24 protein-coding genes are annotated in these 21,238 nt (G+C 75.4%); 9 read left to right on the top strand and 15 right to left on the bottom strand.

The features are described 5' to 3' along the window. The first annotated feature begins 46 nt into the window (after window positions 1–46). A complete protein-coding gene (locus OG799_RS17295; RefSeq protein WP_406046057.1) occupies window positions 47–442 on the top strand; it encodes a hypothetical protein in 396 nt (131 codons plus the stop codon). Between the two features lie 54 nt (window positions 443–496). On the opposite strand, the gene OG799_RS17300 is transcribed toward OG799_RS17295, so the two are convergent. The 4 genes from OG799_RS17300 to OG799_RS17315 all read right to left on the bottom strand — a co-directional run bounded on the left by OG799_RS17300 (window position 497) and on the right by OG799_RS17315 (window position 2,935). Continuing rightward, complete coding sequence (locus OG799_RS17300; RefSeq protein ID WP_406046058.1) at window positions 497–763, bottom strand: hypothetical protein; 267 nt, start codon at window positions 761–763, stop codon at window positions 497–499. Between the two features lie 201 nt (window positions 764–964). Further along, complete coding sequence (locus OG799_RS17305) at window positions 965–1,570, bottom strand: GNAT family N-acetyltransferase (protein ID WP_406046059.1); 606 nt, start codon at window positions 1,568–1,570, stop codon at window positions 965–967. A 190-nt stretch (window positions 1,571–1,760) separates the two neighbouring features. Continuing rightward, a complete protein-coding gene (locus tag OG799_RS17310) occupies window positions 1,761–1,967 on the bottom strand; it encodes a GTPase activator (protein WP_406046060.1) in 207 nt (68 codons plus the stop codon). 68 nt (window positions 1,968–2,035) lie between these two features. Beyond that, complete coding sequence (locus OG799_RS17315; RefSeq protein ID WP_406046061.1) at window positions 2,036–2,935, bottom strand: DUF72 domain-containing protein; 900 nt, start codon at window positions 2,933–2,935, stop codon at window positions 2,036–2,038. A gap of 131 nt (window positions 2,936–3,066) precedes the next feature. Between OG799_RS17315 and OG799_RS17320 the strand changes: the two genes are divergently transcribed. The 3 genes from OG799_RS17320 (at window position 3,067) to OG799_RS17330 (ending at window position 5,394) form a co-directional block, all read left to right on the top strand. Next, the gene (locus tag OG799_RS17320) at window positions 3,067–3,573 is read left to right on the top strand and encodes a DinB family protein (protein ID WP_406046062.1); all 507 of its coding nucleotides are present in this window, start codon (window positions 3,067–3,069) and stop codon (window positions 3,571–3,573) included. Between the two features lie 115 nt (window positions 3,574–3,688). After that, window positions 3,689–4,459, top strand: a complete 771-nt coding sequence (locus tag OG799_RS17325) for a hypothetical protein (RefSeq protein ID WP_406046063.1) — start codon at window positions 3,689–3,691, stop codon at window positions 4,457–4,459. Window positions 4,460–4,623: 164 nt separating this feature from the next. Then, window positions 4,624–5,394 carry a Pr6Pr family membrane protein gene (locus tag OG799_RS17330; RefSeq protein ID WP_406046064.1) on the top strand — a complete coding sequence of 257 codons (771 nt, stop codon included), beginning with the start codon at window positions 4,624–4,626 and terminating at the stop codon, window positions 5,392–5,394. Window positions 5,395–5,432: 38 nt separating this feature from the next. On the opposite strand, the gene OG799_RS17335 is transcribed toward OG799_RS17330, so the two are convergent. The 3 genes from OG799_RS17335 to OG799_RS17345 all read right to left on the bottom strand — a co-directional run bounded on the left by OG799_RS17335 (window position 5,433) and on the right by OG799_RS17345 (window position 8,499). Next, window positions 5,433–7,481 (bottom strand): glycogen debranching N-terminal domain-containing protein, encoded by a 2,049-nt coding sequence (locus OG799_RS17335; RefSeq protein WP_406046065.1) that lies wholly within the window; start codon window positions 7,479–7,481, stop codon window positions 5,433–5,435. After that, window positions 7,478–7,849: an SCP2 sterol-binding domain-containing protein gene (locus tag OG799_RS17340; protein WP_406046066.1), complete on the bottom strand. Its 372-nt coding sequence runs from the start codon at window positions 7,847–7,849 to the stop codon at window positions 7,478–7,480. The genes OG799_RS17335 and OG799_RS17340 overlap by 4 nt, the downstream gene beginning before the upstream one ends. A 140-nt stretch (window positions 7,850–7,989) precedes the next feature. Further along, window positions 7,990–8,499, bottom strand: a complete 510-nt coding sequence (locus tag OG799_RS17345) for a DinB family protein (protein ID WP_406046067.1) — start codon at window positions 8,497–8,499, stop codon at window positions 7,990–7,992. An 81-nt stretch (window positions 8,500–8,580) separates the two neighbouring features. Here OG799_RS17345 and OG799_RS17350 point away from each other — a divergent pair, with 81 nt between their 5' ends. Then, window positions 8,581–9,096 (top strand): 2'-5' RNA ligase family protein, encoded by a 516-nt coding sequence (locus OG799_RS17350; RefSeq protein ID WP_406046312.1) that lies wholly within the window; start codon window positions 8,581–8,583, stop codon window positions 9,094–9,096. On the opposite strand, the gene OG799_RS17355 is transcribed toward OG799_RS17350, so the two are convergent. Beyond that, a complete protein-coding gene (locus OG799_RS17355; RefSeq protein ID WP_406046068.1) occupies window positions 9,056–9,565 on the bottom strand; it encodes a GNAT family N-acetyltransferase in 510 nt (169 codons plus the stop codon). The genes OG799_RS17350 and OG799_RS17355 overlap by 41 nt on opposite strands. A gap of 343 nt (window positions 9,566–9,908) precedes the next feature. Here OG799_RS17355 and OG799_RS17360 point away from each other — a divergent pair, with 343 nt between their 5' ends. Then, window positions 9,909–10,739 carry an MEDS domain-containing protein gene (locus OG799_RS17360; RefSeq protein WP_406046069.1) on the top strand — a complete coding sequence of 277 codons (831 nt, stop codon included), beginning with the start codon at window positions 9,909–9,911 and terminating at the stop codon, window positions 10,737–10,739. Then, entirely contained in the window at window positions 10,736–11,698 is a 963-nt protein-coding gene (locus tag OG799_RS17365; protein ID WP_406046070.1) for an anti-sigma factor RsbA family regulatory protein, read from the top strand. Before OG799_RS17360 ends, OG799_RS17365 begins: the two co-directional genes overlap by 4 nt. Window positions 11,699–11,813: 115 nt before the next feature. Here the strand turns inward: OG799_RS17365 and OG799_RS17370 are convergent, their stop codons facing one another. The 3 genes from OG799_RS17370 to OG799_RS17380 are packed head-to-tail and all read right to left on the bottom strand — an operon-like array spanning window position 11,814 to window position 14,706. Continuing rightward, complete coding sequence (locus tag OG799_RS17370; RefSeq protein WP_406046071.1) at window positions 11,814–12,440, bottom strand: lactate utilization protein C; 627 nt, start codon at window positions 12,438–12,440, stop codon at window positions 11,814–11,816. Beyond that, window positions 12,437–13,891, bottom strand: coding sequence for a lactate utilization protein B (locus OG799_RS17375; RefSeq protein ID WP_406046072.1), 1,455 nt, complete (start codon window positions 13,889–13,891; stop codon window positions 12,437–12,439). Before OG799_RS17375 ends, OG799_RS17370 begins: the two co-directional genes overlap by 4 nt. Then, complete coding sequence (locus OG799_RS17380; RefSeq protein WP_406046073.1) at window positions 13,888–14,706, bottom strand: (Fe-S)-binding protein; 819 nt, start codon at window positions 14,704–14,706, stop codon at window positions 13,888–13,890. The genes OG799_RS17375 and OG799_RS17380 overlap by 4 nt, the downstream gene beginning before the upstream one ends. A gap of 120 nt (window positions 14,707–14,826) precedes the next feature. Here OG799_RS17380 and OG799_RS17385 point away from each other — a divergent pair, with 120 nt between their 5' ends. Continuing rightward, entirely contained in the window at window positions 14,827–16,101 is a 1,275-nt protein-coding gene (locus OG799_RS17385) for an MFS transporter (protein WP_406046074.1), read from the top strand. Window positions 16,102–16,255: 154 nt separating this feature from the next. Next, complete coding sequence (locus OG799_RS17390; protein ID WP_406046075.1) at window positions 16,256–17,686, top strand: hypothetical protein; 1,431 nt, start codon at window positions 16,256–16,258, stop codon at window positions 17,684–17,686. A 66-nt stretch (window positions 17,687–17,752) separates the two neighbouring features. On the opposite strand, the gene OG799_RS17395 is transcribed toward OG799_RS17390, so the two are convergent. From OG799_RS17395 to OG799_RS17410, 4 genes are all read right to left on the bottom strand, one after another. After that, entirely contained in the window at window positions 17,753–18,337 is a 585-nt protein-coding gene (locus OG799_RS17395; RefSeq protein WP_406046076.1) for a hypothetical protein, read from the bottom strand. Window positions 18,338–18,415: 78 nt separating this feature from the next. Then, a complete protein-coding gene (locus OG799_RS17400; RefSeq protein ID WP_406046077.1) occupies window positions 18,416–19,591 on the bottom strand; it encodes an MFS transporter in 1,176 nt (391 codons plus the stop codon). A 276-nt stretch (window positions 19,592–19,867) separates the two neighbouring features. Then, window positions 19,868–20,026, bottom strand: a complete 159-nt coding sequence (locus OG799_RS17405; protein ID WP_406046078.1) for a hypothetical protein — start codon at window positions 20,024–20,026, stop codon at window positions 19,868–19,870. Between the two features lie 250 nt (window positions 20,027–20,276). After that, window positions 20,277–21,110 (bottom strand): hypothetical protein, encoded by an 834-nt coding sequence (locus tag OG799_RS17410; RefSeq protein ID WP_406046079.1) that lies wholly within the window; start codon window positions 21,108–21,110, stop codon window positions 20,277–20,279. Window positions 21,111–21,238: the final 128 nt, after the last annotated feature.

Raw genomic sequence — 21,238 nt, forward strand, 5'->3', positions numbered from 1 at the left:
CGGGCAATCAACGCCGGCACTGGCGGATCGACCAGGCGAGGTGGCCATGAGCAGCAACGACGGACCGGGCACGGGTGACGAGCGGCGGGGGCCGGAGTCGACCGAGCCGTGGGGTACGACCGACGGGTACGCCGCCGACGTGCCATGGGGCGCGGGCGAGGACTCGCCGATGGACGAGGGCAGCGAGGAGGCCGGGCTGCCGGAGGGCCGCCGCGGCGACCGCCGGGCCGGCGCCCCGGCCGGCGACGGAAACCCGGCCGGGCGGCACGGCTTCGGTCCGGTCGAACCGACCCGTACGCCGGCGGCGGGGCCCGGCGCCCCGCCCGACCCGGCGCCGAGCGGGCGGACGTTCCCGGACGACCGAGCCGGCGAGGACCTGCCGGACAACGCCTTGGAGGAGGCGACCGGCATGCACCCGGAGGGGGTCAGCCGGCGCGGCTGAGCGGAACCGGCGACGGCCCGACCGCACGGGGCGGTCGGGCCGTCGTCGGGTACGTCAGCGCCGGCCGGCGGCCGACCAGGCGTCCTGCTCCGGCTCCGGCGACGGGTGCAGACCGGGCTCGTGCAGCCCGTCCTCGGCCACCCGGCCGATCCGGGCGTACGCCTCGGGCCGGACCGACTTCAGCACCAGCCCCCAGACCAGGCCGACCACCGCGGCGGCCACCGGGATCGCCGGCAGCAGCCACCTCAGGTAGGCGGCGGTGTCCGGCGCGAGCAGCGCGTCGAAGTTCACCAGCAGGACGGCGAGGACCGCGCCCAGCACTGGCCGCCCTGACCGGCGCCGTCGGGCTCAGCTCGAACGTCTTCGACGAGCAGGTGAGCGCGCGGATGCGCGAGTGCCGCCGGTACCTGCCGCCACCGCTGGACGGCCTGCTGTCCGCGGTCGTCGCCGCGCTCGACGCGGCCACCGTCGCGGTACGCCGCTGAGCGCCCGCCCCGCCGTCGGCGGGGCGGGCGGCGCGCGTCAGGCCGGGTTGCGCCACATCGGGTAGAGGCTCGGCCCGCCCGGCAGGTCCAGCGTGACCTCCCGCTGGGCGAAGCCGTGCCGCTCGTAGAGGGCCGCGTTCCGTGGCGAGCTGGCCTCCAGGTAGGCGGCGGAGCCGAGCCCGTCGAGCCGGGCCAGCTGGTGCCGCAGCAGCGCCGAGCCGACGCCCCGGCCATGGTGGTCGGGGTGCACCGCGATGAACGGCAGGTACCAGTGCGGCTCGCCGGGGTGGTTGGCCGTCATCAGCTCGTCGAGGATCGCGAACCGCTTCGTCGCCTCCGCGCCGATCGACGCCTCCAGGGCCCGGTACAGCTCCTGCCCCTCGTCGCTCTCGCCCTCGCCGCCGTCGACCGGCAGCCACAGCGTCGCCCCCGCCCCGTCGCCCGCCAGGTGGACCTCGCCCGCGTCCAGGGCGAGCGTGACGAACTCCCCGAAGAAGGCCGGGTGCGCCTCGGCCCGGTGCCGCTCGTCGGGGAAGATCCACCCGCTGACCGGGTCCCGCATGAACGCTTCCGCGAGGATCGTGCCGACGACCCGGGCGTCGGCGCTCGACGCCCGCCGGATGTCTCCCTGCCAACCAACCACGGCTACTCTCCCGAACCCCGGCCCGGACGGCCGGCCAGCACTGTGGACACCGAACGCCCGGCACGCTACCAGTGGCCCGGGCGGTCGCGCGGCGCGGTGCGGCGCAGTGTCCGAAGTGGTCGTCCGCTGCCCCCGGGCGTGCCGAAGCCCGGGGCGTGACCAACCGCTCCGGGCTTCGTCGTACCGCCGGTCAGGAGCCGGTGCCGTCCTCCCCCGGCGTCCCCATCGCGGACGGCTCGGGCGCGGTCTCCGGCGCGGGCGGCTCGGTCACCGGGTGACCGGTGTCGTCCACCAGGCCGGGCGCCATGCTGCCGCCGTGCGCCTCCTCGGCCTCCCGGGTCGCCCGGGGGTCCCGGTCGTCCGGCCGGCCCGTCGCCGCCTCGTCCCGCTCGCTCACGCGCTCCCCCTCCGTCGTGCCTCGGCACCGCCGGTACCCGGCCCGGAACCGGGGAAACCTCCGAAGCGTCAGCGGGCGGCGACCTCCGCCCGGGTGACGTCGACCCCGAGCAGGCCGGCGAGCCGGGCGGCGTCGCGCTGGGCCTGGCCGCCGCAGCAGTTGTTCATCAGCACGTGCAGCTCGGCGCACTGGTCGGCCAGCTCGGTCAGCAGCACGGACCAGCGGCGCAGCTCCTCCTCGCCGTAGGCGTACCGGAAGCTGTCCTGCTTGTCGCCGCTCTCCCAGTCCGTGCTGTGCCCGTGGAACCGGACGACGGCGAGGTCGGCGGTGGCCACCAGGATCGGCGGCACCGAGGAGACGTGCCCCTGCGGCATGTCGACGCAGACGTAGCTCAGCCCGTGCTCGCGCAGGAAGGTCACGGTGTCCACGACGACGTCCTCGGCGAACCAGGAGGAGTGCCGCAGCTCCACGCCGACCCGCCAGGGCCGGCACCGCCGGGCCAGCTCGACGATCCGCCGCTTCGCCGCCGCGCTCCGGGCCAGCCACGGCGGGAACTGGAGCAGGACCGCGCCGAGCCGGTCGGCCGCCGCGATCGGCGCCAGCGCCGCGCGGAACCGGTCCCAGAGCTCGTCGTACGCCCCGGCGGGCAGGTCGCGCCAGCGGATCCGGCTCGGGCCGCCGGCGGGGCGCAGGTCCCGCGGCAGCGCCGCCACCGGCGTGTGGTGGCCGGTGAAGAGGCTGAACGCCTTGACGTCGAAGGTGAACCCGGGCGGGGTGGCCGCCACCCAGCCCTCGGCGGTCTCCGGCAGCGGGATGGCGTAGTAGGAGGTGTCCACCTCCACCAGCCCGAACCGGTCCGCGTACCAGCCGAGCCGACCGGCGGGGGTGTTGACCGCCCGCGGGTACCAGCCGGAGCGCACCAGCAGCTGGTCGGCCCAGGACGAGGTGCCCACCTTGATTACACCCATCTAGTTCAGTGCACCGCGCCCGGGCCGGATCGGCAACCGGTGGCGACGCGGCGCCGTCCGCTGTGGAAGGGTCCGCGACTGTCGGTGGCCGGCCATATCGTGGTCGCAGTCGTCAACGAAGGGCAGGCATCATGAGCGTCTCCGACCAGGTCGTGACGGGCGAGCGGGCGGATCTGCTGGCCACGCTGCGGCGGCACCGCGGTTTCCTCCGGCAGACCGTCGGCGGCCTCACCGACGAGCAGGCGGCCCGGCGGAGCACGGTCAGCGAGCTCTGCCTCGGCGGCCTGATCAAGCACGTCGCGACCACCGAGGAGCGGTGGATCCGGTTCGCCGTCGGTGGCGCCGAGGCCATGCAGAGCCAGCCGCTCGACTGGGCGGGCCAGTTCCGGATGCGCGAGGGCGAGACGCTCGCCGGGCTGCTCGCCGAGTTCGACCGGGTGGCCCGGGCGACGGACGAGCTGGTCGGCACGCTCGACCTGGACGCCGCGCATCCGCTGCCGAGCGCGCCCTGGTTCGAGCCGGGCGCGAGCTGGTCGGTGCGCCGGGTGCTGCTGCACCTGATCGCGGAGACCGCGCAGCACGCCGGGCACGCCGACATCCTCCGCGAGTCGATCGACGGGTCGAAGACCATGGGCTGAGCGCGCCGTCACCCGTCGGTTCCCCGCCGCGTGATCGAGCTCACCTGGGCGTTTCGGAGCGTACGGCGGGTTCCCATGTGACGCCGCGCAGGTCGGCGGCGCTGAGGGACACGAGATGAACGCACACCGCATGGACCTGGAGACCGTCGAGCGATTGCTCGTCGGTCCCGTCGCCGACCCGCCGGATGGTCCGGAGGCGCTGGTCCGACTCCTCACCGCCGTCCGGGCCGCCCCGCGCCCGCACGAGCTGACCGGCGAGCGGGCCGCCATGGAGGCGTTCCGGACGGCCCGGGCGGGTTCGATGCCGATGGCGGCCAACCGTCCCGAGCGGCGGATCCTCGCCGGTCTGCTCAGCGCGAAGGTCGCCCTCGTGGCCCTGCTGGCGGCCGCCGCCACCGGCGGCGTGGCGCTGGCCGCGGCCACCGGCGTCCTGCCCGGCTCCCTGGGTGGTGCCGACGACGGCACGACCGCACCGAGCGCGAGCGCCGACAGGCATCCCACCCCGACCGGCGGTCCCAGCCTGTCCCCTACCGCGGACGCCGGCGCTTCCGCATCGCCGACCGGCTCACCCGCCCTGGTCGGGCTCTGCACCGCCTACCAGAAAATCGAGGACGGCAACCGCAAGCGGGAGTTGGAAGGTCCCCGCTTCGCCGAGCTGGTCTCGGCCGCGGGCGGCCGGGAGCGGGTGCACGACTGGTGCGACCGGCTGCTCACCGACCGGGACCGGCAGCGCGGGCCGACCAGCCCGGCGGACCGCCCGGGCGCCGACCCGACCAGCCGGCCGGACCACCCGCCATCCACGCCGGACAGCGACACCGGCCCGGGCGTGCGCGTCAACGGTCCGACGGCCAAGCCGCCGGTCCCCACCGGCTCGGCCACGCGCTGAGCACGGCCGCCCGGCACCGGCCGTCGGTACCGTGCCGGCACGGAACCGGTCCGGGACCAGCGAAATCACCGGGCCATTCAAGGGTGGCCCGGGCACGTCCGGCTGGTGACGGCGGCGCCCCGTCGGCGGGTGACCGGCAGAGGCCGGGCTGATAGCTTGCGCCGATGAGTCTGCGGCGTCGACGGCTGGCAGTCAGCTTCCGCCTGGCGATCGTGATCAGCGTGCTGGCCGGGATCGTGCTCACGGCGCTCGGTCCGGCCACGGTGACCGGCCTGCTGCCCTACTTCACGATCCAGAGCAACGTGGCGGTCGGGCCCTTCGCCGGCTACGCCGCCTGGCGGGCCTGGCAGCACCGCCCCGAGCCGCCATCGGCGCTCAAGGGCGCGGTGACCCTCTACATCACCATCACCGGCGTGGTCTACCACCTGGTGCTGGCCAACCCGGCCAGCCCGTTCGCGATGGCGCAACCGGACCGCGCGCTCGGCGAGGCGCTGGGCAACCAGTTCCTGCACACCGTCGTGCCGCTGCTCGCCGTCGCGGACTGGGCGCTGTTCGACCCGCGCGGCCGGCTGCGCCCGCGGTACGCGGCCTGGTGGCTCGCCTTCCCGCTGGCGTACCTGGGATTCGCCCTGGTACGCGGGCTGATCGTGCACCGCTACCCGTACCCGTTCATCGACGCCGGACAGCTCGGTTACGACGGCGTCGGGCTCAGCTCGCTCTTCTTCGCGTTCGCGTTCTGGGTGCTCGGTCTGCTCTTCGTCGGCGTCGACCGGGGGCTGGCCCGGCGGGGCGCGACCCGCCCGGCGGCCGGCGCGGGCGACCCGGCGCCGGCGGCCGGCGGGGAAGCTCCGGCGACAGCGGCCGTCGGGCCCGGCCCGGACGCCGCGCCAGCCGCCCGGACGCAGACCGAGCAGACGGCCGCCGGGCAACGCTGACCGCCGCCCTCGCGCCCCGTCCAGCGCCGACCGACTGCTCAGCGCGTCCGGGGCCGGCGGCCCGGGGCCCGGTCCCGCCCGTAGGCGTCGGCGCGCCCCCAGCGGCCCGGCACGTCGAGCAGTTCGATCCGGCCGAACCCCGCCGGCAGCGCCGGGTTGACCAGCAGGTTGTCCCCGCACGGGCGCAACCCGAGGATGGTGCCCAGCAGCATCAGCAGCGCCCCCGACGACCACGACTGCGGCCGGCCGGCGGTCGGGAGCTGGACCGGGTACTTGGTGACCTGGCGCGGATAGCCGGCGACCACCTCGGGCAGCGAACCGCCGAGCGTCTCCACCACCGCGAAGATGCCGGCCGCGATCCGGGCCGCCTCGGCGTCGAAGCCGTAGCGGCGCAGGCCCGTCGCGACCAGCGCGTTGTCCGCCGGCCACACCGCGCCGAGGTGCGCGCCGACCGGGTTGTACGGGCGCTGCCCCGCCGCGTACGTCCGCACGCCCCAGCCGCTGAACAGGTCCGGGCCGCACAGGTGGGCGGCCAGCGCCCCGGCGCGTTCCGGCTCCACGATCCCGCTCCACAGCAGGTGGCCGAGGTGCGAGGTGAGCGCGTCGACCGGGGTGCCGTCCGGCTCCAGCCCCAGCGCGTAGTACTCCCGCTCGGGCAGCCAGAAGTCCCGGTTGAAGCGCTGGCGCAGCCGCGCGGCCTCGGCCTCCAGCCGGTCCGCGTACGCCGGGTCGTTCCAGCACTCCCGGGCGAGCCGGGCTCCCCGCATCTTCGCGTCGTACGCGTACCCCTGGAGTTCGCAGGTCGCCCGGGGGAATCCCGGCTGCCGCCCGTGCCGGTCCACGATCGCGTCGGGCGAGTTCCGCCAGACCTGGTTGACCAGCCCGCGGGTGTTGCGCCGCTGATAGCGCAGGTAGCCGTCGCCGCACGCGTCGCCGTAGTCGTCGATCCAGTCCAACGCCATCCGGGCCGGGTGGCGCAGCTCGCGGACCAGCGCGGCGTCGCCGGTCCACCGCTCGTACTCGTCCAGCAGGACGACGAAGAGCGGGGTGGTGTCCGCGCCGCCGTAGTAGAGGCAGGTGGGCTGCTCGTCGAAGGCGGCCGTCTCCCCGTAGCGCAACTCGACCAGGATCTTGCCCGGCTCCTCGTCGCGCAGGTCGTCGAGCCGGCCGCCTTGGAGCAGGGCGAGCAGCCGCAGCGTGGCCGGGGTCAGCTCCGGGGTGAACGGCAGCGTCTCCAGACAGGTGATCATGGCGTCCCGGCCGTACAGCGCCATCGCCCAGGGCAGGCCACCCACCGGCACCCGCTCGGGGAACGACAGCGGCGTGTAGCGCAGCGCCGCCAGGTCGGTCAGCGCGCACTCGTACGCCGACTCCAGCGAGTCGCGTTCGGCGACGAGCTGCGGCGCCCGGTCGAGCCAGCGCGCCAGGTCCTCCCGCATCCCCCGGCGCACGATGTGCCGGTGGGTTTCCAGGCTGGCCCGCAGGTCCCGCCCGCGGGCGCCGTGGATCACCGTGCCGACGTGCAGGTCGGTGCTCCACTCGCCGTTGGCCGCGACCCGGATCCGGAAGGTCATCCCGCCCTGGTCGACGCTGGCGGGACTGGTGCTGGTGACGACGCTCTCCCGGATGAACCGGTCCCGCTGGTAGCACAGCCGCAGCGCGCCGCGGTCGACGCTGGCGATGACCCGGCGGGGCACCGGGTTGCGGATCTCGGCGGTGTCGGCGAAATCGCTGGCTACGTCCAGCCGGAGCACGAACTCGGCGGGCTTCGCCGTGTGGTTGAGCACGGTGATCCGCTCGCTGAAGCTGTCGTCGATCATGCGGTGCCGGATCACCGACACGTCGGCGTCGACGTAGTGGCTGGCCGTTCCTGGCACCAGCACGAACCGGGTCTCGAAGTAGGCCATGTCGTCCCGGGAGAGGGCGTGCATCCGCTGGCCGTCGAGGGTGAGCACCCAGCGGGACAGAAACCGGGTGTCGAAGGAGAAGAGCCCGACCGGGGCGTGCGGGTCGACCTCGATGTCGCCCTGCGCGTCGCTGACCGCGAAGGAGTTGCCGGCGAAGACGTTCACCCACCCCTGCCTCATGCCGCGTCACCCCGCCCGCAGTCGGCCCGCCGGGGGTGCCGGGCGCCGGGCGGGCCCGGGAAGAGCCGGCGCAACGCCATCAGCAACCGCATGTCCCCCTGCACGGTGAGGTCGTTGCGCAGCAGCGCCGCCGCCGGGTGGAGGTCGCCGGCGGCCATCCGGTCGAAGACCTCGCGGTCGGCGCGGACGACCAGCTCGGCCTCGTCGCCGGACCGGGCCACCTCGACGTTCTGGTGGTCGATGGTCAGGTGCCAGTGCTCGGTGCGCCCGCCGTCGCGCAGGTCCAGCCGGAGCGTGCCAGCGGTGGTCTCCGGCAGCTCGGGATGCCGGCCCGCGACCCCTGCCAGGTGCTCAACCGCCGCGCCCATAGGTCCCCCTCCCGTCCCCGGTCATCCCCGCAGGGTCCCCGGCGGTGGGGTGATCCCAACTCACCCGATCCGGGTGAGGCGGACGTCGGGTTCGGGCCCGCCGGCCACCCACTCGCCTTCCGGACCGCGCCCGGGCCCGGTCAGCCCCGCTCGATCACCCCCCGCACGTAGGCGGCCTGACCGACGTGCTGGAGGTCGTCCTCCAGCAGGCTGGCCAGCCGGACGCCGGCGGTCACCGGCGGGTCCCAGTTCTCGTCCACCACCCGGTCCAGGTCCGCCGGCCGCAGCCCCCGCAGGTACGCACCGGTCCGCTCGGCGACCGCCCGGTGGTAGTCGACCAGCGCCCGCCCGCTCTCCGGGCGGCAGGCGAGCACCTGCTCCGGCGTGTGCCCGAAGCCAATGTCGTTCGGGTCGGCGGTCAGCCCGAACCGGCCCGCCCAGTCCCCGGAGACCCAGACCTGCTCCTCGCCGAGCAGGTCGGCGACGCCGCTGTCCTGGACCCGGGTCAGGTGCCAGACCAGCCAGCCCACCGTGTTGGCCCCCGGCGCCGGAGGCTGCCGGAGCTGTTCGGGACCGAGCCCGTCGACCGCCGAGTCGACCAGGTCGGGCAGCCGGCCGTACGCCTCGGCCAGCAGGTCGTTCACGTCCACGGTCCACGCTCCTCCACGTCGGTGCCACCTGGGCAGTACCGCCCACGGGGCCGGGCAAACCTCACCTCTAGGGTGAGCGACGTGGTCGCGGCGCTGGAGCTGTATCTCGACACCGACGCCACCCGGCGGATCCGGGTGCTCTGGGACGCGTTGGAGTCCGAGGGCGTGCAGAGCATGCGGTCGCTGCTGGAGCAGCGGCACCGGCCGCATGTCTCGCTGGCCGTCGCCGCCCGCTTCGACCCCGACCAGGTCGCCGACGCCCTCGCCGGAATGGTGGTGGCCGCCCCGCTGCGGCTGGAGTTCCAGCACGCCGGCCAGTTCGTCGGCCGGGTGCTCTGGCTGGGGACGACGCCCACCGCCGAGCTGCTCGCCCACCACGCCCAGGTGCACCATCGGCTGGCCCGCGCCGGCATCACGCTGGTGGAGCACTACCAGCCGGGCCGCTGGGTGCCGCACTGCACGCTGTCCATGCGGGTGCCGAACGCGCTGATGGCCGCGGCGGTGCGCCGCTGCCTGGAGGTGCTGCCGCTGACCGCGACGGTGGTCGGCGCGGCGATCACCGACCACGCCCGGGGCATCTCCCACCCGCTGCCCTGAACGCCGCCGTGGGCGTCAGCGCGACCCTGCCGCCGGCGTCACCGCGACCCGAGGCCGAGGACGCGTCACGGCGACCCGAGGTCGAGGACGAAGGTCGGGTACCCCGGCTGCGGGCAGGCCTCGCCCCGGTGGCCGAGCCGCTCGTAGAAGGGTGCGGCCCGCTCCCGGTGGGCCTGCCACTCCAGTACCGGACCCGTCCGGCCGCCCAGTCCGACACCGCCACGAGCAGCGCCCGCCCCACGCCGTGCCGGCGCCGGTCCGGGCGGACGTACAGGTCGTGCCGCCGGGCCACCCGGTGCGCGTCGCCGGAGCGCAGGTGCGGGCCGTGGTCCTGGGCGGCGGCGTACCCGGTGAGTCCGTCGTCGCCGACGGCCGCCAGCAGCGCCCAGCGCGGGTCGGCGCGCAGCAGCAGGAAGCGCTCCCGCTGGACCGCCGGCGGGTCGTCGCCGACCCCCATGTCGCGCAGCATCGGCCACAGCTGCGGCCAGTCGTCGGCGTCATCTCCCGTGCGGTGATCGACACATCGGCGATGATCCCGGGCGACCGCCGCCCAGCCAAGCCGTTTACGAGCTGATCGGTCCGGACTGGGGCATTCCGGCCCCGGACGCGCCCGGCAGCCGGCTCACCGTCACCTTCACCCCCGTCGACGGCGGCACCCGGGTCGACCTGGTGCACGACCGGTTGGACGCGCACGGCCCCGGCCCGGTCCGGTCCAGCCAGCGGCGGCGCCGACCGGGCCGGGATCGGCCGCGAGCCGGCACGAATGGCCGTTACGGCGGCGCAGCATAGACTGGCGCCATGAGGAAGTCCGCTTGACCGGCAACACCGCGCCGCCCCCGGCGTACGGTCACGTCTGCTGGGCCTACGACGACCCGGCGGTGCTCGACTCCCGCGCCCTGGCCTTCGTCACCGCCGGTCTCGCGGCCGGCGAGCGGGTCTGGGTGGCGGCGCCCGGGACGCCCGGCTCGCTGACCCACCGCCTGGCCGCCTTCCCCGGCCTCGGCGACGCGCTGCGCAGCGGGGCGGCCCGGATGGTGCACGTCGACGACGCCTACCGGATCGACGAGGTCATCGACCCGGAGACCCAGGTGCGGCACTACGCGGCCGCCACGGCGGACGCGCTCGCCGCCGGCTACCGCGGGTTCCGGGTGGCGGCCGTGGCGACCTCGCTGGTCCGCACTCCCGCCCAGCGGGACGCGTTCGCCCGGTACGAGCACCTCATCGACCGCTACATGCGCACCCACCCGATGTCGGCCATCTGCGCCTACGACCGGCGCGAGCTGGGCGACCGGGCCATCACGGAGCTGGCCTGCCTGCACCCCGAGACCAACGCCGACGTGCTGTTCCGCCTCTACGCCGCCGACCCCGGCGACGGCGCGGTCGCGCTGGCCGGTGAGTTGGACCCGTCCAACCGCCGGCTCTTCGCCGCCGCGCTGGACCGCGTCGACCCGCACCCGGTCGACGGCCGGCTGGTGGTCGACGGGACCCACCTGGGGTTCATCGACCACCGCTGCCTGATCGAGCTGGGCGAGCACGCCCGGCGTCGCGGCGCCACCGCCGTCCTGCGGACCAGCCGGTCGGCCGCAGCCCGCCTGGTCGAGCTGCTGGAGCTTCCCGACGTGCGGGTCGAGGTGGCGCGGTGAGGACGGGTGCCGCCGCCGGCCACGTCGGCTACTACCACGAGGCGATCCTCTTCGACTCCGACGAGCACCTGCTCGCCGTCATGCTGCCCTTCCTGCTCGGCGGGATCGAGGCCGGTGAACCGGCCGTGGTGGGCCTCGGTGAGCGCAACGCCGAGCTGGTCCGGCGGGCCCTGCCCGCCGACTCGGGCGTGACGTTCCTGCCCGGCGGCGACGTGTACGCCCGGCCGACCGCCGCGATCCGCTCCTACCGCAAGCTGCTCGCCTCGTACGTGGCCGATGGCGCCGCGCAGATCCGGATCGTCGGTGAGCTGCCCCGGACCGCGCTCGGGGCGACCTGGGACTGGTGGGCCCGGTACGAGTCGGCCATAAACCACGCCTACGACGACTTCCCGCTCTGGAGCATGTGCGCCTACGACACCCGGGTCGCCCCGGCGCGGGTGCTGGCGGACGTGGCGCGCACCCACCCCCGGGTCGCCCGGCCGGACGGCAGTCACGTCCCGACCGGCGTCTACACCGAGCCGACGAGTTATCTCGCCGAGCCGCGGCCGATGCTGCCGGACCCGGTGCAGCGGACGGCGCCGCTGGTCGAGCTGACCGATCCGACGCCCGCGCAGGCCCGCGCCGCGGTCTATGCCGCCGACCGGGGGCAGCTGCCCGCCGACGACGTCGAGGACCTGGTGGTGGCGGTCAGCGAGATGGTGACCAACGCCCTGCGGCACGGTCTCCCGCCGGCCCGGATGCGGCTGTGGAGCGGCGCCGACCGCATCGTGGTCACGGTGAGCGACGGCGGGAACGGGCCGAAGGACCCGTTCGCCGGTCTCCTCCCGGCGACCAACGGCTCGTCCGGCGGGCTGGGCCTGTGGATCTCCCATCAGTCCTGCAACCACGTTGCGCTGCACCGCGGTCCGGACGGCTTCACGGTCCGGCTGACGGCCGGCAACCCGCACTTCCCGGCCTGATCCGGCCGCCGCCCATCACCCGGTCACCCGGTCACCCGGCGCGGCGGGCCGACCGCCGCACCCGACGCGGGCCCGGCATTCGGCGACCGGTCGTCCACGGCCGCCCGGCGGCGGGTCAGTCGTCGGTGAGGACGACGTGCAGGCGGCGGGGGCCGTGCACGCCTTCGACCCGGCTCAGTTCGATGTCGCTGGTGGCCGACGGGCCGCTGATCCAGGTCAGCGGGCGGCCGGGGGTGAGCCGGGCGAGGGCCTCCGGCACGGTGGCCACCACCTGCCCGGGGCGGACCACGCAGACGTGCCGGTCGGGCAGCAGGCTGATGATCCGCCGGCCCTGGTCGGCGGCGGCGTCGAGGACGATGGTGCCGGTCTCGGCGACCGCGACCGCCGCCGCGGTGACCACGGCGTCCAGCTCGGCCAGCCGACCGGCGGGCAGCTCGTCGTCGACCACCACCTCGATTCCGCCCGGTCGCCAGTCGGCGGGCAGCCCGGGGGGCACCACGACAGTCGTGGCGCCCTCGGCGGCGAGGATGCCGGCGACCGCGTCGGCGATCGCGGCGCCGGTGGTCCGGCGGACCCGGGCCCGGTAGTCGGTCAGCCGCTCGGCGAGCAGGTCGACCAGCTGGGGGTGGCCGGGCGGCAGCTCGCCCTGCCGGCGGTGGTCCGGCCGGTCGGGTGCCGGCGTGGGTGGTGCGCCGGCCAGGGCGGTCCGGAGCCGGGCCAGCACGATGTCGCGGGCGGTCATGACCCGCTCCGCTGCGCCCACCACTGGCGGAACGTCTGCGGCGGCGCGGCCGGCACGTCCCGGCTGGCGGTCCAGCCGCTCAACGGCGGGGGCAGGGCGCGCCCGGCCACCCGGCCCAGCCCCGCGGCGCGCTGCGCGGCCGCGTACAGCCGGGGATGGTCCATCGTGTACGCGGCCGCGGCCATCGCGACCGCCTCGGCGCTCGGCGTCCGGTGCGCCGCCCGCCGCTCGTCGACATGCCGGGCGCGCAGGTGCACGAGCACCGACGGGATGTCGATCATCACCGGGCAGGCGTCGAAGCAGGCCCCGCAGAGCGACGACGCGTACGGCAGGGAGGCGTTCTCCTCGACCCCGGTGAGCTGCGGGGAGAGCACCGCCCCGATCGGCCCCGGATAGACCGACCCGTACGCGTGCCCGCCGGTGCGCTCGTACACCGGGCAGACGTTGAGGCAGGCGGAGCAGCGGATGCAGTGCAGCGCCTGCCGGCCGACCTCGTCGGCGAGCACCGCGCTGCGGCCGTTGTCCAGCAGCACCAGGTGCACCTGCTGCGGCCCGTCGCCCGGGGTGACCCCGGTCCACATCGAGGTGTACGGGTTCATCCGCTCCCCGGTCGACGCCCGGGGCAGCAGTTGCAGGAAGACCCCGAGGTCGTCCCAGGTGGGGATCACCTTCTCGATGCCCATCACGGTGATCAGGGTCTCCGGCAGGGTGAGGCACATCCGCCCGTTGCCCTCGGACTCGACCACCGCGAGGGTGCCGGTCTCGGCGACCGCGAAGTTCGCCCCGGAGACGGCGACCTTCGTGCTGAGGAAGGTCGCGCGCAGGTGCCGGCGGGCCGCGGCGGCGAGCACGGCCGGCTCGTCGGTCAGCGCCGGGTCCACCCCGGGCATCTCCCGCAGGAAGACCTCGCGGATCTCCGCTCGGTTGCGGTGGATGGCGGGCACCAGGATGTGGCTGGGCCGGTCCCGTCCGAGCTGGACGATCAGCTCCGCCAGGTCGGTCTCGACCGGTTCGATCCCCGCGGCTTCGAGGGCCTCGTTGAGTCCGATCTCCTGGGTGGCCATCGACTTGACCTTCATCACCCGGTCGGCGCCGGCGGTCCGGACCAGGTCGGTGACGATCCGGTTCGCCTCCACCGCGTCGGTCGCCCAGTGCACGGTGCCGCCGGCCGCGGTGACCGCCGCCGCCAGTTGTTCGAGCAGCTCGGGCAGGCGGGCCATGGTGTCGCTCTTGATCGCCCGCCCGGCGGCCCGCAGCTGCGGCCAGTCGGGCACCTCGCCGATCACCGCCGCCGACTTGGCGCGGATGGTGCCGGTGGCGTGCCGCAGGTTGCGGCGGAGCTGGGCGTCGGCCAGGGCGCGGCGGGCCGCGACCGGGAACGGCTCGTCGCCGCGCAGGTTGCCGACGCCCGGCGGCGCGGTCGCCGGCAGGCCGAGGAATGTCTCCGTCATCGCCACGCCTCCCGCTCGGTCGCGGTACTCACCGGGCCGTCCCCGCTCGCGCCGGCCCGGCCGCCGGCCGGATCGCCGGCGCGGCCCGGCTCGGTGCTGGCCAGGATCTCGGCCAGGTGCACGGTCCGTACGCCGGCCCGCAGCCGGGACAGCCCGCCGCCGATGTGCATCAGGCAGGAGGCGTCCCCGGCGGTGCAGACGTCGGCCCGGGTGGCCAGCACGTGCCGCATCTTGTCGGCCAGCATCGCCGTGGAGGTGTCCGCGTTCTTCACCGCGAAGGTGCCGCCGAAGCCGCAGCACTGCTCGGCCTGCGGCAGCTCCACCAGGTCGAGGCCGCGGACCTCGCGCAGCAGCCGCAGCGGCCGGTCCCCCACCCGCAGCAGCCGCAGCGAGTGGCAGGTCGGGTGGTAGGTGACCCGGTGCGGGTAGTACGCCCCCACGTCGGTCACCCTGAGCACGTCCACGAGCAGCTCCGACAGCTCGTACGTGTGCCGGGCGACCTGTTCGGCGCGGCCGGCCAGGCGTTCGTCGCCGGCCCGGCGGGCCACCATCGCGTGCTGGTGCCGCACCGAGCCGACGCACGAGCCGGAGGGTGCCACCACCACGTCGTACGGGGCGAAGGTCCGCACGTGCCGGCGCACCAGCCGCAGCGCGTCGTCCGGGTAGCCGGTGTTGACGTGCATCTGCCCGCAGCAGGTCTGCTCCTGCGGAAAGTCGACCTGGTGACCGAGGCGTTCCAGCAGCCGTACCGTCGCCTTGGCCGCCTCGGGGAAGAGGGTGTCGGCCAGGCAGGTGACGAACAGGGCGATCCGCATGTCCAGCCCTCCCAGGTCGCGTCCCGGTGGCCCGGCGCGCGGCGGCGCGCGCGACCCGTCGAGTGTCCCCCAGCGACCCGCCGGGCGCCAGGGGACGCGGCCCGGCGGTAGCCTCGGCTGGTGAACTCGCGCCCCGGTCCCGGCCCGGTCCGGCCGTCGCTGGGGCGGGACCGCTCCTTCGTCACGTACTGGATCGCACAGGCCGTCTCCGCGGCCGGCGACTCCTTCGCCTACCTGGCGGTGCCGCTGCTGGTGCTGCACGCGACCGGCTCGGTGGCCCGGATGGGCCTGCTCACCGCGGTGGCCGGGGTGGCGTCGGTCGGCGCGGGCGTCTTCGGCGGGGTGCTCGTCGACCGGTTCGACCGGCGCACCCTGATGATCGTCGCCGACCTGGTCCGGCTGGTGCTGTACGGGCTGATCCCGCTGGTCTGGCTCGCCGGCCCGCAGGTGTGGCTGCTCTTCGTGGTGCTGCCGGTGTGCGAGGCGGTCGGCATGGTCTGCCAGGTCGCCTCGGTGACCGCGGTGCGCAACCTGGTCGACCGGGAGCGCATCACGGAGGCGAACGGACGGCTGCACGCGACGTACGCGGCGGCCGCCGTGGTCGGACCGCTGCTGGCCGGCCTGGTGTCGGCCCGGTTCGGTCCCGCCGCCGCGGTCGGCGTCAACGCGGCCAGCTTCGCGCTCTCCGCCGTCGGCCTCCGGTTCGTCCGGCTCCGGCCGTCCGACCCGGACGTGGCCACCCGGGCCCGGGAGCGGCCGCTGGCCGAGTTCCTGGCCGGCGCGCGGTTCCTCTGGCGACAGCCGGTGCTGCGGTCGCTGACCGTACTGCTGTCGGTCTTCATCTTCCTGACGTTCGGCCTGACCGACGTGCTGATCTACCACGTCAAGCACGACCTGGGCGGCTCTGACCGCACCGTCGGCACGGTGCTCGGCCTGGCCACCCTCGGCACCGTCGCCGGGGCGCTGCTGGTGGCCCCACTGCGCCGCCGGCTCGGCTTCGGCGCCACCTGGATCGGCGCGACCGGCCTCAGTGGCGTGGCCGTCGCCGGAATCGGGCTCGCCGGAACCGTCCCGGCGCTCACCGTGGTGGCCGCGGTCCACCTCTGCTCCGTCAGTGTCGGTGGCATCTGCTCGATGTCGCTGCGCCAGGAGATCACGCCCGACCACCTGCTGGGCCGGGTGACCTCCGCCTTCTGGAGCACGCACTTCTCGCTCGGGCCGGCCGGCGCCGCCCTGCTGACCTGGGGGGCCGGCCGTTACGGCGCCGCCGTGGTGTGCCTGGTGGCGGGAGCGGGCTGCCTGCTGGTGGCCGGCGCCGGGTGCTGCGGCCCGGTCCGCCGGGCGGGATCGGCGCCGGTGGCCGGCGAGCGGGAGCTGCGGCCGGTGCCGGGCTGAGCGGGACCCGGCCGAACGGTCACGGCATCCCACCGGGACGGTGGTGGGGCACGCCGCCGGCCCGTTCGGGGGTGGCGGTACCGTTGCGCCTCATCATGCCCTGCGGGGCGGTCATCCGCCGGCCTGGCGCTGGCGAACCGACGGAGGATGGCGCATGTCCAACGGCGAGGACGCGTTCGCACCACACGACGACGTGTCGGCCCGGCCGAGCTTCGAGTTCGCGCTGCGCGGCTACGACAAGCGGCAGGTGGACCGGTACGTCAAGCGGCTGGACGGCGAGGTGTCCACGCTGACCGCCGACCGGGACCGGGCGTACCGCCAGGTCCAGGAGCTCACCGTGCAGTTGCAGCGGGCGGAGACCGAGGTGGCGGAGCTGCGGCAGCGTCCGGCGCAGGTGGACCGGGCCTCCTTCCGCGACCTGGGCCCGATGGTCGAGCAGATCCTCGACCTGGCCGAGAAGCAGGCCGGGGTGATCAGCGAGGCCGCCGCGAAGCGTGCCGCCGAGCTCCATGTCCAGGCGGAGAAGGCCCTCACCGCGGCGCGCGAGCAGGCCGCCCGGGAGCTGCGGGAGCTGGACGAGGAGCTGGACGCCCGGCGCGCCGAGCAGGAGCAGGCGCACGAGGAGCGGCGGGCCGCCGCGCAGGCCGACCTCACCGCCACCCGCGAGCTGGCGGAGAAGCTGCGGACCGAGGGCCAGGCCGCCCACGAGCGTGCCCAGCAGGAGGCGAAGCGGATCGCCGAGCAGAGCAACCAGCAGGTCGAGCAGGCCCGCTCCGCCTCGGAGGCGCTGGTGAAGGCGGCCCGGACGCAGATCCAGCAGGAGGTGCAGGCGAACCGCAGCAAGGCCCAGCAGGAGCTGGCCCAGTGGCAGGCCAACATGGCCCGCGAGCTGGAGGAGCGGCGGGCCGCGGCCGAGCAGGAGCTGGCCGACCGGGCCACCGCGGCGGAGCGGGACATCGCCGCGCTCGTCGCCGAGGCCCAGCAGTACGCCACCGAGGTGCGGGAGCGCGCCGACGAGCAGACGAGCGCGCACCAGGAGCAGCTCACCGCCGTGCAGCAGGAGCTCCAGCAGCGGCAGGAGGCGCTGTCCCAGCTCCAGGCCGAGCTGGAGACCGCCGGCCAGCAGCTCGACCGGTCCCGGCAGGAGATCGCCAGCATCGAGCAGGAGGGCGCCGAGCTGGAGGAGCGCCTGGTGGAGGTCCGCCGCGACCTGACCGCCGAGACGAAGCGGCTGGAGGACGCCCGCCGGGCCGGTGACCTCGCCGAGCAGCACGCCAAGGAGGTGCGCGCCCGGGTGCAGCGCGAGGCGAAGCGGGTGGCCGACCTGGCCGCCGCGGCGGTGATGGCCGCCGCTGCGGGCGGCGGGGAGACCGCCGAGTACCCGCAGGTGGGCGCCCGAGCGGCCGCCGAGGCCTCCCCCGTCCAGCCGGCCTCCGTCCAGCCGGCCCTCGTCGAGCAAATCCCCGCGCCCCGGGAGCCCTTCGACGCCTTCGCCGTGCGGACGCCCGCCGAGGGGACGTCCGCCGGGCGGACCGCCGAGGAGCCGGCCGAGCAGCCCGACACGGAGGTCCCCGCCACCGCCTGAGCCCGGGGATCCACCTGCGGGGGGTCGGTCCCCGGTCGGGCCGCCGTCCGGCGGGCGGGGCGCCGGTCAGGAGCCGGCCGGCACCCCGGCCTCGAGCTGCCCGATCAGCGGGGCGAGCAGCGCGTCCAGCTCCCGGGTCAGCACGGCGACGGCCCGGCGCGCCGCCGGCGCGAACTCGTCGCCGGGACCGTCCGGCGCCGGGGGCAGGTCGTCCGGCGGGACGGGGACCTCGGCCCGCAGCATCGCGCGCAGGTGCGGGGCCCGGGTCAGGTCCCGCTCCGACGGCGTGACGTACTGACCGAACAGCTGGGGCCAGTCCCGCCAGCCGCGGTCCTGCTGCCACTGCCGGGTCCAGGTCAGCTCGGCCGGCCACCGCGACACCAGGGTCACCGCGCAGGTCAGGCTCCCGTCCCACGGGCTGCGCGCGCAGGTCGCCGAGACAACGCGCCGGTGCCAGCGCACGTACGGGGGTGACAGCGCCAAGGCCACCCGCCACGCCGCCACCGCGAAGCCGACCGGGGCGATGTCGCCCCAGGTGTCGGCGAACTCGTCCGGCCGCGCCGACACCTCGGTCTCGTAGCGCCCGCGCCCGCCCGCGCCCCGCTCGCGGTCGACCTGCTCGTCCAGCCAGAACGCGCGCTCCGGAGTCATGCCCGACACCCTTCCACCGTGGACCGTTCCATCATGACGCCCGGCGGCCCTCGACGTGCCGGCGCCGCGTGCCGCGACCTAGCGGGGTGCCGCGGAAACGGGCGGTGTGGCCAGCGCGTCGGCGAGCGGCTCGATCCGCGCGGCGAACCGGACGACAACCGGCATGACCAGGCCCACCACCACGAAGACGCCGCCCAGCAGCAGCCACCCCGGTACGCCCCAGGTGATGCAGCACACGGCCAGGACCGAGGGCGCCGCCACGTTCGCCAGGCCGGTGCCGAACCCGGAGAGCCCCGAGTACTGCCCCTGGGCGTGGGCGGGGGCGAGGCTGAACCGCAGTTCCAGCGAACCGGCGGAGTGCCAGAGTTCCCCGACGGTGTGCACGCAGATGCCCAGGATGATGACGGCGGTGGCGAGCCACCCGGGCAGCCCGGCCGCGGCGGCCATCACCGCCATGCCGACGAGGAACGCCACGCCCGAGCGGCGGATCGCCCGGCCGGCTGCGGCGGTGTCGTCGACTCCCCGACTCGCCCGCACCTGGAGCAGCACCACCAGTGCGGTGTTGACGAGCGCGGCCATGCCGATGAGCCAGCGGGGGGCCTCGGTGTACCCGACGATCCACAGGGGCAGCGCGAAGAGCAGCACCTGGTGGTGGATCGACATGACACTGTCGAGGGCGGTGACCGCGACGTATCCGCGGTCCTTCAGCACTGCCCACCGGCTGCCCACGGCGGGCGCCGGCACCGGTGGCGGCGCCGGCAGCGCGGCGACGATCGCGGCGCAGGCCACGAAGCTGACCGCGTTGCCCAGCACCAGGGTCAGGTAGGCCGACCGGGTGTCCAACTGGATCGCGAACCCGGCCGCGACCGCGGCGGCGCTGCCCGCCAGGTTGGCCACCGAGCGCAGGTACGCCCGGTACCGGGTGAGCTGCCGGCCCCCGATGGCCCGTACCAGTGGCCCACGGGCCGCCGCGCCGGCCGCGCGGGCGAGTCCACCCACGCAGAGCACCGCCACCAGCGGCCAGAACGAGTGGACGAACACCAGCGCCGCCATGGCGATCCCCTGGACGCCGAGCATCAGCAGGTAGACCTCGCGGGGTCCGCGCCGGTCGGCGACGTGCCCGACCGGGACTCCGGCGAAGAGGCCGACCACGGCGGCGATGCCCATGCCGAGCCCGACCTGCGCCACGGACAGCCCGACCGAACGGGTGAAGAAGAGCGCGGCGCTCACCATGAACACGCCGCTGCCGACCATGTTGACGAAGGTGGCCAGCGCGAGTACGCGCTGGGGTCTCGACGCCGGTATCAATCCCCTGTGGGCCAGCCAAGACCCCTTTTGCGCCGGCGCTTCGGCCGTTGCGTGTTCCGTGCTCCGCCTGTTCGATTCCTTCTGCGCGGTCTCTGACAAGTCGTGTTCCTCCCCGTCGGCAACGAGCGCCGATCCTGCCATTCGGGGCGGGACCGGCGGATCGGTCCGACGGTGGATACCGGAACGAAACCGGCAAGGGTAAATTCTTTCTGCGGGCGGAGGTCACCAGTTCCCCGGCACGCGCGACTCCCGAGCCGTCCGCTGATGGGCCTTCGCCTCGTCGTGGCGACCGAGCGCCCCGGCCAGCTCGCCGAGGTACCGGGCCACCGGGCCGAGGGTGAGCGCCCCGCTCCCCGCCCCGGCCAGCTGCCCCGGCGGCATCGGCGCCTCCGCCGGCCACCGGCGCCCCGGTCGTGCCCCGTGGCCGAGGAGGCGCCCGCCGAGGTGGTCGGAGCGCTGCGCGCGCTGGATCGGGATCGCCGCGGCGGCGACGGCGAGGCCGAGGCCGACGAACGGGGGCGGAGGTGGGACGCGGACCGGTCACGGTGCTGCCCTTTCGGCAGGTGGTGGGTCAGCACCGATCCTGTCCGTGGCCGGCGGCGCCGTCGTCGTGCCGTCGGCGGCCCCCGGCCTACGCTCCGGGCCGTACGGCCCGCTGGTCCCCCACGCCGACCACGACGGACGGGCCGCGGGGCGCCGACGGGTGCTGGGCCACCAGCAGGCGCCGGATCGCGTCGCCGATCACCGGGTCCACCGGGAACCGCTCCGCCAGCCAGGTGAGCGTGGCCCGCGCGGCCGCCCGGTTGGCCCGGTAGCCCGGCACCATGGCGGCCAACGGCAGCACCTCCGGCGGGTACGCCTGCTCCACCCGGCGGCTCGGGTCGAACGGGTCGCGCCGGTGCGCGGCGCCGGACGAGCTGAGCCGCAGCAGGGCGAGCACCCGGTCCACCGCGTACGACTGGATGAACCGCGACGCGGTGAGCCGTTCGCCGCGCAGCTCGCGGTGCAGGCCCACGTAGAGGTTGGTGAGCGCCTCGTTCAGGTGGAACTCGACCGTGTCGTACGGCGTCGCCGGCCGTGGCGGGGGCCCGCACTCGGCCAGCCCGGCGGGCGCGTCGGGCCGCTGCCAGACCACCCGCGCGCCGCTGACCGGCAACCTCGCCAGCTCGTCGACGGTGAAGACCGCGTACTCGACGAAGATGCCGTCGGCGTAGAGCGCCTTGCGACCGTTGCGCTCATTGGCGAAGCTGTACGCCACCGAGCAGGGCGCCGCCAGCCAGTCGATCGAGTCGACGTAGCCGGCCACGGCGCCGTCCGCGACGACGACGAAGAAGTCCAGGTCGGAGTGGGCGTCGAGCCGGTCGTGCTCGGCTCCGGCGGAACCGAGGCCGAGCAGGGCCACGGCGTCCGGCCGGGCGGCGAGGTGGGCGGCGAGGTCGTCCAGACGTCGGAGCATCGGGTGCATGCCGTCGTCCCTTCCGTGAAGAGTCGACGTTTCAGCCCGCGCGGCCTGAGCGCCGCCGGGGTCGCGACACCGATGCGCTCATTGTGGCGGTCGCGGCCCCGGTGGACCAGCCCGGGCCGGCGCGGTGG

It is taken from the genome of Micromonospora sp. NBC_00898 (assembly GCF_045207895.1).
Classification (GTDB): Bacteria; Actinomycetota; Actinomycetes; order Mycobacteriales; family Micromonosporaceae; genus Micromonospora.

What these genes read in the sequence shown, in the direction of transcription:
- OG799_RS17295 (WP_406046057.1), top strand. Translation starts at nt 47, where the DNA reads ATGAGCAGCAACGACGGACCGGGCACGGGTGACGAGCGGCGGGGGCCG.
- OG799_RS17315 (WP_406046061.1), bottom strand. Translation starts at nt 2,935, where the DNA reads ATGGGTGTAATCAAGGTGGGCACCTCGTCCTGGGCCGACCAGCTGCTG.
- OG799_RS17320 (WP_406046062.1), top strand. Translation starts at nt 3,067, where the DNA reads ATGAGCGTCTCCGACCAGGTCGTGACGGGCGAGCGGGCGGATCTGCTG.
- OG799_RS17325 (WP_406046063.1), top strand. Translation starts at nt 3,689, where the DNA reads ATGAACGCACACCGCATGGACCTGGAGACCGTCGAGCGATTGCTCGTC.
- OG799_RS17330 (WP_406046064.1), top strand. Translation starts at nt 4,624, where the DNA reads ATGAGTCTGCGGCGTCGACGGCTGGCAGTCAGCTTCCGCCTGGCGATC.
- OG799_RS17335 (WP_406046065.1), bottom strand. Translation starts at nt 7,481, where the DNA reads ATGAGGCAGGGGTGGGTGAACGTCTTCGCCGGCAACTCCTTCGCGGTC.
- OG799_RS17340 (WP_406046066.1), bottom strand. Translation starts at nt 7,849, where the DNA reads ATGGGCGCGGCGGTTGAGCACCTGGCAGGGGTCGCGGGCCGGCATCCC.
- OG799_RS17355 (WP_406046068.1), bottom strand. Translation starts at nt 9,565, where the DNA reads ATGCTGCGCGACATGGGGGTCGGCGACGACCCGCCGGCGGTCCAGCGG.
- OG799_RS17370 (WP_406046071.1), bottom strand. Translation starts at nt 12,440, where the DNA reads ATGACCGCCCGCGACATCGTGCTGGCCCGGCTCCGGACCGCCCTGGCC.
- OG799_RS17375 (WP_406046072.1), bottom strand. Translation starts at nt 13,891, where the DNA reads ATGACGGAGACATTCCTCGGCCTGCCGGCGACCGCGCCGCCGGGCGTC.
- OG799_RS17380 (WP_406046073.1), bottom strand. Translation starts at nt 14,706, where the DNA reads ATGCGGATCGCCCTGTTCGTCACCTGCCTGGCCGACACCCTCTTCCCC.
- OG799_RS17390 (WP_406046075.1), top strand. Translation starts at nt 16,256, where the DNA reads ATGTCCAACGGCGAGGACGCGTTCGCACCACACGACGACGTGTCGGCC.
- OG799_RS17395 (WP_406046076.1), bottom strand. Translation starts at nt 18,337, where the DNA reads ATGACTCCGGAGCGCGCGTTCTGGCTGGACGAGCAGGTCGACCGCGAG.
- OG799_RS17400 (WP_406046077.1), bottom strand. Translation starts at nt 19,591, where the DNA reads ATGGTCGGCAGCGGCGTGTTCATGGTGAGCGCCGCGCTCTTCTTCACC.
- OG799_RS17405 (WP_406046078.1), bottom strand. Translation starts at nt 20,026, where the DNA reads ATGCCGCCGGGGCAGCTGGCCGGGGCGGGGAGCGGGGCGCTCACCCTC.
- OG799_RS17410 (WP_406046079.1), bottom strand. Translation starts at nt 21,110, where the DNA reads ATGCACCCGATGCTCCGACGTCTGGACGACCTCGCCGCCCACCTCGCC.